Origin of the sequence: Bradyrhizobium sp. Bra64 (assembly GCF_024519875.1) — a bacterium.
In the GTDB taxonomy this organism is placed as follows: domain Bacteria; phylum Pseudomonadota; class Alphaproteobacteria; order Rhizobiales; family Xanthobacteraceae; genus Bradyrhizobium; species Bradyrhizobium japonicum_G.
Genome location: NZ_JALJRD010000005.1, coordinates 373,335 through 385,083, shown reverse-complemented (window position 1 = coordinate 385,083; position 11,749 = coordinate 373,335). Strand labels below are relative to the sequence as shown.

Here is an 11,749-nt window from a genome sequence, read left to right as displayed (position 1 = left end):
CCGGCTCGCGAACATGACGACCACAAGATCGCCCCTCAAGGATGAGCCGGGATGGGCGACACATACGTCAAAACCGAATTTCGGTAAAGAAGAATATGTTAGCCCGGGTGGGTTGACGGCAGCACGCTTCAAAATAGTCAGGTGTTTTGCCCGACCGGCAATCCAAGGACTCGTTGGCCTATTGCGCTTCGCTCCGTCGCGGCTGCGCGAAAGCCGAACGCACCGGCGCTCAAGCCGACATCGCACCCTTGCGCCCGAACGGATCGACCAGGCGAACGATCTCGCAAACGGCGACGAGGCCGGCAAGCCAAACGCCGCTGGTTAGTCCGATCCGCGTCACGATGGCGGCGGTGAAGGCGCCCTCTCCGCCCAGGGCCAGCGTCGCGGCGAGCAGCACAAGCTCATACGCTGCATAGGCCGCAACGAGCGTGATCGCCAGCATCAGCGGCGTACGTCCCTGCGGCAGCATGCGGAGGACGGCCGACGCCACGGTTGTCGCAAGCAGCGCTGCGGCACCGATGACAAAGCCCCACGCGACCGTGCTGGCGTCGATGGGATAGTGCAGCACGCCGAAACCGATGGTCTGGTTGATCAGCCAGGCGCCGGTGACGACAAGCAGCGCCGGCCGCAACGGCAGTAGCGCAGCCGCGACGACGGCAAACGCCGCAAACGGCGTCGCACAGGCAAGGGCAAGGCTCGCCAGCGCGCATGACACCGTCAGCAGCGCGAAGCAGACCATCGGTGCAAGGCGCGGCGCGACCGGGTGAAGACGGAAACGGCCGGCGTGCGGCGGCAGGATGAAAGGTGCCATGAATGATCTCTGAGCAATCTCTTGAGTAATCTCTTGGCTGTCATCCTACCACAGGTCTCGGATGAATTCCGCCAACAGCGTCACGCGGGCTCCCTCTCGGAGTGCGTCCTGATCGTCGCCCGCTCGCCGGCATCGACGAGTTGGCCGATGCCGGTCCTGCCCGTGAGCGCGCAGCGGATGATGTTTTCGGCGACCGACCGGCGGAAGCTGTGATCCTCGCCGGCAGGCCGATGGCGGCAGACCCGGTCCAGCGCCAGCTTCATGTTGATCCGTGTACGGGTGTCGAAATGCTCGCTGATCATTCGCACGGCCTCGATGCGTTGACGTCGAGGCGAAAACTCCTCGGGAACGGGCGGGTTCCAAATCCGGATCGCGGCGGCCTATGTCCGCCCGCGCGGGCGCTGCGCCAGGGCCCAGGCCTTGGCGACGTCGCGCGGCAGGATGTCGAGGCGCCGGATCGGCGTCAGTTCACCGGAGGCGGAGACGATCGCGGTCTCTTCGCGGCGGCAACGCGGGCACACGAAGCGGACCTCGTGCGGCGACGCCGACCAGCTTGAACGTTTCACATTGGCCGCCATCGGCCAGGCTTCGCATTGCGAGCATGACACCAGAAACCGGCCGGGATCGAGCATACCCATTCCAACGGACTCCGCGTCCTGCCTGCCACCTCAATGATCAATCCAAGTGAATCGTTCCGGTGCCAAGGCACCGTCGGCTGGCCGCGCCCGTGCGAGGCTCAGTGCGCGCCCTTGAGGGTGCAGGAGGTGGAACAGGTGACCGTGTTGCCGTGGTCGCACGCCTTGCAGGCGGCCACGCACTGGCTCATGTCGCGGGGATTGTAGGAGCTGTGGTTCCGCATCGCGCAGACCGGAGTCGAGCCGGTGATGTCCTGCTCCTGGTTGCAGGCTGCCGTCATGAGCCCGAACATGATGATCGCAAGGAGGCGCATGGGATCGCCCTGTGAGGCACGACAAAACAATGTTCACGCGGCGCGCTGCACCGCAACGAGCGCCGGCATGTACGCAGCGGAGAAACGCAAGCGTTCATCCCGCATCCGCATTGAGGATGCGCGCCAATCATTAAGAACGGATTGCGGTCTCAGGCCGCAGCCTTGGTCGCGATCGCCTGCCGCATGTCCACCGCGAGCTGGCGGTACTGCTCCGAAAGCTTCAGATAAAACTCGCGCTTGGTGCCGTCGGTAGCGAGCTTGGCGATCAGCTCGCATTCGGCGGTGAGCGTCTCGAACCGTTCCAGCCTGTTCTCAAGTTCGGTCATCGGCGTGTCCCCGTCTAACGCCTCAAGGACGTCAAACCTAAGCCCGGGAAATAGGTCACGGCGAACATCGTTATCGAGCAGAAGCAATTTTTCCCGTGAAGCCTGCTATTTCTGCTCCAGCCGCCAGGCGCCGTCCCATCCCTGCTCCGGCGGACTTGCATCGAATTGCGCGATGCGGCCGAGCAGCGTTCGCGAGGGACCGTCGCCGGGGACGGCCTCGAGCGCCGCGTTGAAGGCGATGCGGGCGTCGTCAAAGCGCCGGGCACGATAGGCCGCAAGGCCTTCGGCATAATGCGCACGGAGGCTGTCTTGCGCGGCCGTGAGCGCGCCTGCCCTGCCCATCACCTCGAAGATCGATTGGGCCGTGCTCTGGCCGGCAACGGCAAGACGATCGACCTCGCGCAATTCGAAGCTCGATCCGATCGCATCCGCCGTCGCCTGCGAGATCAGGATGCGGGTCTCATAGGTCTTGTTGACCGCTTCCAGCCGCGAGGCGAGGTTCACGGCGTCACCCATCACGGTGTAGCTCATCATCAGTTCGGAGCCGATGCTCCCGGTCAGGACTTCGCCGGTGGCGATGCCGATCCGCAGGTCGCAGGGCACCGGCATAGCGCGGATGCCCAGCAGATCCGGCAATTGCTTCTGCAGCGCGGGCACCTGGTCGGCCATGTCGATGGCGGCAAGCCCGGCCAGAACGGCCGGCTCGTCCTCCTCGATGAAGGGCGGGCCCCAATAGGCCATGATGGCGTCGCCGATATATTTGTCGATGACACCGCGATGACTCCGGATCGGACCGGACATCACCGTAAAATAGTGGTTCATCACCTTGACGAGGCCGCGCGGGGTCATGCCCTCGCTCATGGAGGTGAAGCCGCTCATGTCGCAGAACATGATGGTCATGACCCGGCGCTGGCCGTCGATGGCGACCTCCGGCCGGTCGATCAGGCCCTGAACCACCTTGGGATCGATGTAGCGGCCGAAGGTCTCGCGGATGCGCTCGTTCTGGCGCAACTGCTCGACCATGCGGTTGAAGGCGGCAGCGAGCTCACCGATCTCGTCCTGGGTCGAGACGCTGATGGTCTTGTCGAAACGGCCTGCCTCGACTTCGCGGGTGCCGGCGAGCAAGAGGCGCACCGGCCGCGTGATACCGCTGGAGACGAGGAGCGCGAAAGCAAATCCGACGACCGCTGCGAGGACAGTCACGATGCCCGAAACGATGATTGCCTGGCGCTGATGGCGGATCACGCGCGAGGTGCTCACGAACACCTGGGAGAGCATGTCGGCGCGGATCGCGTCGATCCGCTGGGTGAAGAGATCGCGCAGCGCGTCCACATGAACAAGCACATCGCGCGCGGCCGCAAAGTCCCTGGCATCGAGCAGCCTGAGCAGCTTGGCGTCCTCCTCGCCGAGTTCGCTGCGGAGCTCATTGACGGCATTCTCGATGCGCGTCTCGATCCGGGCGAGTGCGGCATTGTCCGACGGCGTGCTCTCATCGTCGATGATCGCGTTGATCAGCTTTCGCGCGGCTTCGGCCTCCTGCTCGACCTGGGAGTCCGTGTCCCGGAAGAACTTCAGCCGCGCGGCAAAGCCCGCCTCGTCCGGCGGCGTCTGCATTTTTGCGATCACCATGCGCCGCATCGCCAGCGCCCGCTCCAGCGAACGCACATTGGACCGCGCCAGATGGCCGTAAGCCGGAATATACCGTGCGGTCAGCTCATCGAGGAGTTGGCCGACGCGGCTCGACATCACCATCGACAGGATCGCGGTGACGACCATCAGGACGATCAGTCCGAGCGCGATCCCGACGATTTTGCGCCGGATCGATTGGTTGAAAATCGGCATGGGCGCGGGGCAAAGGGCTGGGAGGACGGCGATGGAACCCAATACACCGTATTTGGCCCAGGGAACATGCACAATCGGCCCCTCTGTGGAGCCAAGAGCCGCCCGCAACCGTCGCGCGAGCCCTGTCAGTTAACAAAGCTTAACGGATCCGCTCTATCCCCCGTTGCACAGGTTCCCGCGTTCCATCCGCATTTTGCCGCATTGTTGCGGGAGCGTGAGGAATGCGAAACGATGTCGTGTCATCGTTTTTGGCGACGTTTTGATTCTCCAGCGGCATGTCGTCGCGGACTTTGGTTTGTACTGGTTTCGCAGGGGGGACCACGGAATGAGCCAGTGCCTACGCTCGCTCGCGTGTGTCGTTGCCGTGGCCGCGATGGCCCTCCTTCCCACCCAGTTGGCGGCGAAGAACAGTCACAAATCGTCCGCGTCGAAGAAGACGCATGAGGCGAAGGCCGGCAAGCAGCGCCATGCTGCGGCCGGCAAGCACAACAAGCATGCCGAGGCCCGGCGCAAGTCGAAGAAGACCCACGACGAGCCCTCGGACAAGCCGGCGCCGCCGCCGCTGACCGGCGATCTCGCCGCGCTGAAGGACGCCATCGACCTCGCGCGCAGGGGCAAGACCGACGATGCGACCGCCGCGCGCGACCGCATTGCCGATCCCGCCGGGCAGAAGGTCGCCGACTGGTTCATGCTGCGCCACTCCGAGAGCACGGCGAACTTCAAGCGCTACGCCGCCTTCCTCGCCGCCAATCCGGACTGGCCGAGCAGCGCCCTGCTCCGCCGCCGCGCCGAGGCGCGGCTGTGGCAGGAGAAGATCGACGCCGCCACCGTGCACAAATTCACCATGGACCGCCCGACCAGCGCCAAGGGCAAGTTCGCGCTCGCCCGCGTGCTGCTCGCCGAGGGCGACGCCGACAGGGCCGCGCGTCTCGTCCGCGAGGCCTGGCGCACGGACGAATTGTCGGAGCGTAGCGAAGTAGATTCCTACGAGGCCTTCCGCGATCTGCTGACCGCGGACGATCATCGCGCCCGCATGGACAAGCGGCTCGGCGCCAAGGACTATGCCGGCGCAAGGCGCGCGGCAAAACGGCTCGGCGAGGATGCGCTCGCGATCGTCAAGGCCTGCGCCGCCGTCACCGGCAAGGCCGACAAGGCCAAGGACTATCTCGAGGACGTCTCTGCCGAGGCGCGCCGCGATCTCGGCTATGTGCTGTGCCGTGCGCAATGGCATCTCCAGAAGGACCGTATCGACGACGCGGCCGAGGTGATTTTGGCGGCCGCGCCCGACACCATGGCGGCACAGGACACCGATGCCTGGTGGCGCGAGCGTCGTCTGCTGGCGCGAAAGCTGCTCGACCAGGGCAAGTTCAAGACCGCTTACGACGTGGTGCGCGCCGCGGCGGTGCCGGCGATGGAGGTCTACCGGGTCGACTATCACTTCATGTGCGGCTGGATCGCACTGCGCTATCTCGACGATCCCAGGACGGCGATGATGCACTTCGCCGCGATCGACGAGGGCTCGGCCAATCCGCTTGCACTCTCGCGCGCCAATTACTGGCGCGGTCGTGCGGCAGAAGCGATGGGCGCATCGACCGACGCGCGCCAGAGCTATCAGGCGGCGGCGCGCTATCCGACGGCCTATTACGGCCAGCTCGCCCGCGCGAGGCTCGGCCTCGACCGCATCGAGCTGCGCCCGCCCTCACCCGTGCTGGCCGCAGTCGACTCGCCTCCCGCCGACGATCGCGTGCGCGCCGCCGACATGCTCTACGGGATCGGCGAGCGCGACACGGTGTTCTACTACGCCGAGGATTTCGCCAAGGAGAGCACCGACGTCGCAGCCCTCGAGGCGCTCGGCGAGCTCGCCGGCCGTCGCAATGATGCGCGCGTCATGCTGGAGGTCGGCAAATCGGCACTGGCGCGCGGGCTGGCGCTCGACCATTACGCCTTCCCGACGATCGGCATCCCCGAGCACAAGCAGGTGGCGCCCGCGATCGAGACCAGCGTGATCTATTCGGTGGCGCGCACCGAAAGCTCGTTCGACCAGCGCGACAAGTCGGCCGCCAACGCGGTCGGACTGATGCAGGTCACACCGGAAGCGGGCCGCGACACCGCCAAACGTTTCGGCCTGACTTACGACTGGGACAAGATGGTCTCCGATCCCGTCTACAACACGCAGATGGGCGCGGCCGAGCTCAGCGCGCTGCTGTCGGAATATCGCGGCAACCAGATCATGACCTTCGCCGGCTACAATGCCGGCCGCGGCCGGGTGCGCGAATGGGTACAGGCGCGCGGCGATCCCAGGGATCCCAAGGTCGACCCGGTCGACTGGGTCGAGCGCATCCCACTGTCGGAGACGCGCAACTACGTCCAGCGCGTGATCGAGAACGTGCTGGTCTACCGCGCAAGATTCGAGGGCAGCGGCCTTGCCACGGCGAAATCCGAGCAGCGCGTCACGACGCAAGAAGTCAGCGCGGCACCAACGGCATCGACCGCAGCCCCCGCGCCCTAGCCTCGCGACCGCCGGGGCTGGCCGCGGCGCGAAGCTTGGTGCAGTGGCTGCGGCCGACTTCCCTGCGCGGCCAGCATAGTTCGGCTAGCCGTCACCTCCTTCCGTTGTCGGAAGGCTGTGCGCGCGCAGATATGCATCGGTCAGCGAGTGCGAGAGCGCGCCCATCTGCATCATCCAGCTCCAGCTCGAAATGGCCGCCAACATCGTGACCGCCTCGAACGAACTGCGGTAAGGCCATAGCATTTCCATGGCCTTCTGCTGGTAGCAATCAGTGTCGCAGTACCGCCGCTGCGTGGACACATGCCGGACGTAACTCGCGCCCAATGGCCGGGCGCACGCGCTGCAGGTGGCGCCGTGGCTGGGTCGTCCATGATTGACGAGCATGAATCTCAAGATCGTGTCCTCTCCTGCCGGCAGGCGCGGCACCAATCGTCTCGACCAATTGTCCGCTCAAGACGCCGCTCGCCTGGGCCTCCCGATCGACGACACCGCCTCATGATGAATCGCGTAGCACTCGTGGTCGCAGTAGGGCAGCAGCGTCCTGACGTCGCGCAAGTAGCTGCCGCTGATCTCCTCGCAGCACCATAGACAGGACGTCTTGCGGAAAGGGGTTCTGCCGTTCACCAGTATGAATCTCACGTGGCACCTCCCAGCGCGAAGCAGTAGACCGTGTCGACCAGAGAAGCGGACGGCGGCGGCGCGCAAAGATGGTTGCGGCCGTCGGGATTGTCTCTGTTTCGCTCGACCTTCTGGGGCGGAATGAGGATGTATTTCCCGTCTTCCCGGCGCCGCGCGAAGATCCTGCCATCGACGTACTGTATTTCGGTCGGGTAGCAATCCGAGTCGTTGCAACAGCTGAGCACCGGATTGTCGGGCATATGCCAGCTCGAATAGAATTTTTCGTGCAGAAGCCGATCCTGGGGCGGATGATGACGATGTGCATCCCCCTGTCCCAGCTCATCGGCCGCCACTCCCGTCATCACCGGAAGCGGCAGCGTGATCGCCAACAGGAGCTTGCAGGCACGGTTCAACTCAGCCTCCTGATTCAGAACTGCCGAACGGGGCGGATTCGGCGGCCGATCCTCACGCCGCCTGAAATCGAAACAGCCATCGGTGGTCGCGCTCGCGGCGCGCCCTGAAGCGATCGAGACATTTCCTTGAGCAGAGCGGCGTTCGGCAGGAATAATATCGGATGAGGCCAAACTTCCCGCTACAGACAGCGCAGCCGTTTTCGGCCGGACGGCGTTCGGAGTGTTCGGACTTGTCGCACATGATCCTCTCCTCTTGGCCTCTTGTGGGTCCGGCTTCCCTGGTGCGCGGTCCCCACGTCGTCAATGAATGCGACCTCTCGGCAAGTCAGGGCGGCGGCGGACGCAGGGCCCCTGGGTGCAGCACACCGAGCTATTCGGCCGTTTGTGCTTCGCAATCGACTCCGCTCGATTGGTCGTGAGACTAGTCCGCATGCAACGCATCGCTCAATTGTACTGAGGTAAATGCACGGTATGACTAGGCATGCGCGAGCTATACGTAGGTTTGTCCCGTAGTCTTCCGGAACTGCGCCGCCAGCGCAACGAGACGGCGCAGGACTCGCAAGCTGCACGGAGCCCGCGAACTTCGCGCCCAGGATCCTCCTTGCGGAACCAATTGCTCCTGTTGTTGCAAAATGCTCTACTTGCCTCGGCCCCAGCGAGCCGGGACGCCTGCGATGATGCCTGGCCAGATCGCGAAATTTGGGAATTCGGCCGCACAATACCTGCTCGGCGGCCTTGCGGCGCTTCGATCTTTCGGCAACGGAGCGAAGGACAAGCCTGCGGTCGGAGATGACTGCCGGCAAGACGGAGATCTGCGCGACGCCGTGAAGCAATGGCGCGAGGTGTTCGAGCACAATCCGGTCATGTACTTCATGATCGATCCGGCCGGAACGGTACTTAACGTGAATACATTCGGCGCCGCGCAGCTGGGCTATACGGCAGCCGAGCTGACCGGCCAATCCGTGCTGAACGTCTTCTTCGAGGAAGATCGCGAGCTCGTCCGCCGATGTGTCGCGTTGTGCCTGGAAACCGTGGACCAGTCGCATACTTGGGAGATCCGCAAGATCCGGAAAGACGGCTCGGTCGTTTGGGTCCGTGAAAACGCCAAGGCCATGCTGCGCGGCGACGGCACGGCGATCGTGCTGGTTGCTTGCGAAAACATCACCCAGCGCAAGCAGGCGGAGGATGCGCTGCGGCAGAGCGAGACCTATCTCGCCCAGGCGCAGGAATTGAGCCGCACCGGCAGCTTCGGCTTGAACCTCGCGACCCGCGAGATCGTCTGGTCGAGGGAAACCTTTCGCATCTTCCAATGTGATCCGGTGGTGAAGCCGACCCTGGACTTCGTATTCCAGCGCATGCATCCGGAAGATCGCGATACGGTCAGCAAGATCCTCGATCGGGCCTCGCGCGAAGCGGAGGATTTCGACCACGAGTATCGCCTGTTGATGCCGGACGGTTCGGTCAAATATCTCCATTCCGTGGCGCGCGCGGTGAGACATGCATCGGGGCGCATCGAGTTTGTCGGCGCGGTCACCGACATCACGATCGCAAAGGAAGCGGAACGGAGGCTGCGTCGCAGCGAGGCCTATCTGGCCGAAGCCCAACGCCTCAGCCATACGAGCAGCTGGGCCTGGAACGTTCATCGTCAGGAGTTCGCCTACCGATCGGCTGAGCTCTACCGCCTGTTCGGATTTGATCCGGACCAGACCGATGTACCGGCCAAGGCTTTCCAGCAACGGATCCTTCCCGAAGACTTTCGGCGAATTGTCGAGGTGGAACGTCAGGCGGTCCAGCAAAGCCAGCCCTTCGAAATTGACTTTCGGATTGTGCGTCCGGACGGTTCGATAAGACGTGTCCATACGGAAGGACATCCCGTCACGGGCAGCGACGGCGAGGTGATGGAAATTATCGGCACGCACGTCGACGTCACCGAGCAGTTCGTCGCAAAGGAAGCGCTGCAAAAGGCATTTGACGAGCTCAAGGAATCCGAGCAGCGGTTCCGCGACTATGCCGAAACCGCATCGGACTGGTTTTGGGAGACCGGGCCAGATCACCGTATCACCCAAATATCGGAGCACGCCGATACGGCCGTTGCTGCGCCGACGGGCCTGATCGGCCTGACCCGTTGGGACATTACGCCCGATGCCGAACTCGAGCCCGAGAAGTGGGAGCAGCATCGCGCGGCGCTTGATGCCCACCTTCCGTTTCGCGACCTGGTTTATCGCAGCAGGGATCGCAACGGATCTCCAATTTACGTGCGCACCAGCGGCAAGCCCTTCCACGACGCGAACGGTCATTTTCGCGGCTATCGTGGCGTCAGCAGCGATGTGACGGCGGCGACCCGCGCCGAGCAGGCCGAGGAAGCGCTGCGCAAGGCGCAAGCCGAGCTCGCCCATGTCACACGCGTCACGATGCTCGGCGAACTTACCGCTTCGATAGCCCACGAAATCACCCAGCCTCTGGCTGCCGTGATCTCAAATGCGGACGCCTGCATCGGCTGGCTCGACCGCGAACCGGCCGATCTGCATGCCGCGCGCCGCTCGGTGGAATGGATTGTCGAGGACGCCAATCGGGCCAGCGAGGTGATCCGCAGGATCAGGGCGCTTGCGAAGAAGACCGAGATCGAGGTCGTTCCACTCGACATCAACCAGGTCGTCAGGGAGGCGCTGGCCCTCGTTCGGCGCGAGCTTGCCACCCATGCCGTGTCGGTGCGAATGGAATTGACGTCAGGTCTGCCCAGGATTTGCGGCGATCGGATCCAGCTCCAGCAGGTGCTGATCAATCTTGTCATGAACGGCATCGAAGCCATGGAAGCCAATGTTGGCCGACCGCGCGAGCTGTCGATCCGCTCCAGCCAGGTCGGCGAGGACGGCGACGGCCGCCTGCTCATCACCGTGACTGATCGCGGTGTGGGCCTTGGCAGGGACGGGATGGAATGCATCTTCACCCCCTTTTTCACGACAAAGTCGGGCGGCCTGGGGATGGGACTATCGATCTGCCGGTCGATCATCGAGGCACACGCAGGGCGGCTGTCGGCCTTTCCCAACGAGGGGAGCGGTGCGACATTCCAGATCGCGCTACCCTTGCCGCATGGGGACACGTCGTGACCGACCACGCCAAGCCGGCGCCGGCACAGGCGAGCGCCGATGATCCGATCGTCATGATCGTCGATGACGATCCGTCCATGCGCCGTGCGCTCACCAATCTCTTTCAATCCGTCGGCCTCAAGGTCGAGGCCTTCGGCTCGGCAGCGGAGATCATGGAAGCCAGACCGCCGGTGGTCCCCAGTTGCCTTGTGCTTGACATTCGCCTGCCGGGCTCAAGCGGCTTCGACCTCCAGGCGGACCTTGCCAGGGCCAACATTCACACGCCCATTATCTTCATCACAGGTCATGGCGATATTCCCATGACCGTCAGGGCCATGAAGAGCGGCGCCATCGATTTTCTGACCAAGCCGGTGCGCGACCAGGACATGCTCGATGCGGTCCAGGCTGCGATCGAACGGGATCGCAAGCGGCGCGATGCCGAGAAGTCGCTCTCGGGCGTACGGTCCCGCTTCGAAGGCCTGACAAGCCGTCAGCGCGACATCCTGGCCCTGGTCGCGTCCGGCCTGATGAACAAGCAGGTCGCCGCCGAGCTTGGATTGGCTGAGATCACCGTCAAGATCTATCGCGGGCAGATCATGCGGAAAATGGGCGCGAAGTCATTGGCCGATCTCGTCAGAATGACCGAGACGCTCGGAATCCGGCGTACAGGGGGAAATGCACAAACCTAAGTATGCTTTTCAATCCCGCTCCGGGAGCCCACTTTCCGATGGGTGGTTGCGCCGCGACCGGCGGCTCCGCGATCAGGAGCGATCATCTTGTCAGTCCCTTCGGTCATTTCCGTCATCGACGATGATCCCTCCGTCCGGCTCGCGACGAACAATCTTCTGACGTCGCGGGGATACACGGTCTACATCTTTGGCTCCGCTCAGGAATTTCTCCAATCAGCCGAACTGAACATGACATCCTGCGTGATCGCGGACGTGCAGATGTCGGCCATGAGCGGTGTTGAACTGTTGATGCAGATGCGCGGCCTCGGTCACCGCACGCCCTTCATCTTCATGACGGCCTTTCCCGACGATGCCGTGCGCGAGCGCGCGCTGAAGGCTGGCGCCATCTGCTTTCTCGCGAAGCCGTTCTCCACGCCGGCTCTCCTTCAATGTCTGGAGACGGCCCTGTCGGGGCTCGGCAAAGCCAAGACGTGATGCGCCGAGCCGAACCGAGCCGCCTCATGGCG

General features: G+C 63.9%; 12 protein-coding genes. 4 read left to right on the top strand and 8 right to left on the bottom strand.

Going from position 1 to position 11,749, the window contains the following annotated elements:
• Nucleotides 1–229: 229 nt before the first annotated feature.
• The 6 genes from NR187_RS18760 to NR187_RS18735 form a co-directional block, all read right to left on the bottom strand.
• Nucleotides 230–811 (bottom strand): hypothetical protein, encoded by a 582-nt coding sequence (locus NR187_RS18760; RefSeq protein ID WP_256807256.1) that lies wholly within the window; start codon nucleotides 809–811, stop codon nucleotides 230–232.
• 80 nt (nucleotides 812–891) lie between these two features.
• Complete coding sequence (locus tag NR187_RS18755) at nucleotides 892–1,113, bottom strand: hypothetical protein (protein WP_211387120.1); 222 nt, start codon at nucleotides 1,111–1,113, stop codon at nucleotides 892–894.
• Nucleotides 1,114–1,191: 78 nt separating this feature from the next.
• Nucleotides 1,192–1,449: a hypothetical protein gene (locus NR187_RS18750; protein WP_211387121.1), complete on the bottom strand. Its 258-nt coding sequence runs from the start codon at nucleotides 1,447–1,449 to the stop codon at nucleotides 1,192–1,194.
• Nucleotides 1,450–1,547: 98 nt separating this feature from the next.
• On the bottom strand, nucleotides 1,548–1,760 hold the full coding sequence (locus NR187_RS18745) for a hypothetical protein (protein WP_211387122.1): 213 nt from the start codon (nucleotides 1,758–1,760) through the stop codon (nucleotides 1,548–1,550).
• Between the two features lie 149 nt (nucleotides 1,761–1,909).
• Complete coding sequence (locus tag NR187_RS18740; protein ID WP_211387123.1) at nucleotides 1,910–2,086, bottom strand: hypothetical protein; 177 nt, start codon at nucleotides 2,084–2,086, stop codon at nucleotides 1,910–1,912.
• A 105-nt stretch (nucleotides 2,087–2,191) separates the two neighbouring features.
• The gene (locus tag NR187_RS18735; protein ID WP_211387124.1) at nucleotides 2,192–3,928 is read right to left on the bottom strand and encodes an adenylate/guanylate cyclase domain-containing protein; all 1,737 of its coding nucleotides are present in this window, start codon (nucleotides 3,926–3,928) and stop codon (nucleotides 2,192–2,194) included.
• Nucleotides 3,929–4,253: 325 nt separating this feature from the next.
• On the opposite strand from NR187_RS18735, the gene NR187_RS18730 reads away from it, so the two are divergent.
• On the top strand, nucleotides 4,254–6,437 hold the full coding sequence (locus NR187_RS18730) for a transglycosylase SLT domain-containing protein (protein ID WP_256807255.1): 2,184 nt from the start codon (nucleotides 4,254–4,256) through the stop codon (nucleotides 6,435–6,437).
• Nucleotides 6,438–6,521: 84 nt separating this feature from the next.
• On the opposite strand, the gene NR187_RS18725 is transcribed toward NR187_RS18730, so the two are convergent.
• Nucleotides 6,522–6,830: a hypothetical protein gene (locus NR187_RS18725; RefSeq protein ID WP_249129673.1), complete on the bottom strand. Its 309-nt coding sequence runs from the start codon at nucleotides 6,828–6,830 to the stop codon at nucleotides 6,522–6,524.
• A 242-nt stretch (nucleotides 6,831–7,072) separates the two neighbouring features.
• The gene (locus tag NR187_RS18720; protein ID WP_256807254.1) at nucleotides 7,073–7,639 is read right to left on the bottom strand and encodes a hypothetical protein; all 567 of its coding nucleotides are present in this window, start codon (nucleotides 7,637–7,639) and stop codon (nucleotides 7,073–7,075) included.
• A gap of 503 nt (nucleotides 7,640–8,142) precedes the next feature.
• On the opposite strand from NR187_RS18720, the gene NR187_RS18715 reads away from it, so the two are divergent.
• The 3 genes from NR187_RS18715 to NR187_RS18705 all read left to right on the top strand — a co-directional run bounded on the left by NR187_RS18715 (nucleotide 8,143) and on the right by NR187_RS18705 (nucleotide 11,717).
• On the top strand, nucleotides 8,143–10,575 hold the full coding sequence (locus NR187_RS18715) for a PAS domain S-box protein (protein ID WP_211387126.1): 2,433 nt from the start codon (nucleotides 8,143–8,145) through the stop codon (nucleotides 10,573–10,575).
• Nucleotides 10,572–11,243, top strand: coding sequence for a response regulator transcription factor (locus NR187_RS18710; protein ID WP_211387127.1), 672 nt, complete (start codon nucleotides 10,572–10,574; stop codon nucleotides 11,241–11,243). The genes NR187_RS18715 and NR187_RS18710 overlap by 4 nt, the downstream gene beginning before the upstream one ends.
• A gap of 87 nt (nucleotides 11,244–11,330) precedes the next feature.
• Nucleotides 11,331–11,717, top strand: a complete 387-nt coding sequence (locus tag NR187_RS18705) for a response regulator transcription factor (RefSeq protein ID WP_256807267.1) — start codon at nucleotides 11,331–11,333, stop codon at nucleotides 11,715–11,717.
• Nucleotides 11,718–11,749 lie beyond the last annotated feature (32 nt).

Excerpts from the sequence above, each read along its gene's own strand:
- NR187_RS18760 (WP_256807256.1), bottom strand. The coding sequence starts at position 811 with ATGGCACCTTTCATCCTGCCGCCGCACGCCGGCCGTTTCCGTCTTCAC.
- NR187_RS18740 (WP_211387123.1), bottom strand. The coding sequence starts at position 2,086 with ATGACCGAACTTGAGAACAGGCTGGAACGGTTCGAGACGCTCACCGCC.
- NR187_RS18750 (WP_211387121.1), bottom strand. The coding sequence starts at position 1,449 with ATGGGTATGCTCGATCCCGGCCGGTTTCTGGTGTCATGCTCGCAATGC.
- NR187_RS18755 (WP_211387120.1), bottom strand. The coding sequence starts at position 1,113 with ATGATCAGCGAGCATTTCGACACCCGTACACGGATCAACATGAAGCTG.
- NR187_RS18730 (WP_256807255.1), top strand. The coding sequence starts at position 4,254 with ATGAGCCAGTGCCTACGCTCGCTCGCGTGTGTCGTTGCCGTGGCCGCG.
- NR187_RS18735 (WP_211387124.1), bottom strand. The coding sequence starts at position 3,928 with ATGCCGATTTTCAACCAATCGATCCGGCGCAAAATCGTCGGGATCGCG.
- NR187_RS18715 (WP_211387126.1), top strand. The coding sequence starts at position 8,143 with ATGATGCCTGGCCAGATCGCGAAATTTGGGAATTCGGCCGCACAATAC.
- NR187_RS18745 (WP_211387122.1), bottom strand. The coding sequence starts at position 1,760 with ATGCGCCTCCTTGCGATCATCATGTTCGGGCTCATGACGGCAGCCTGC.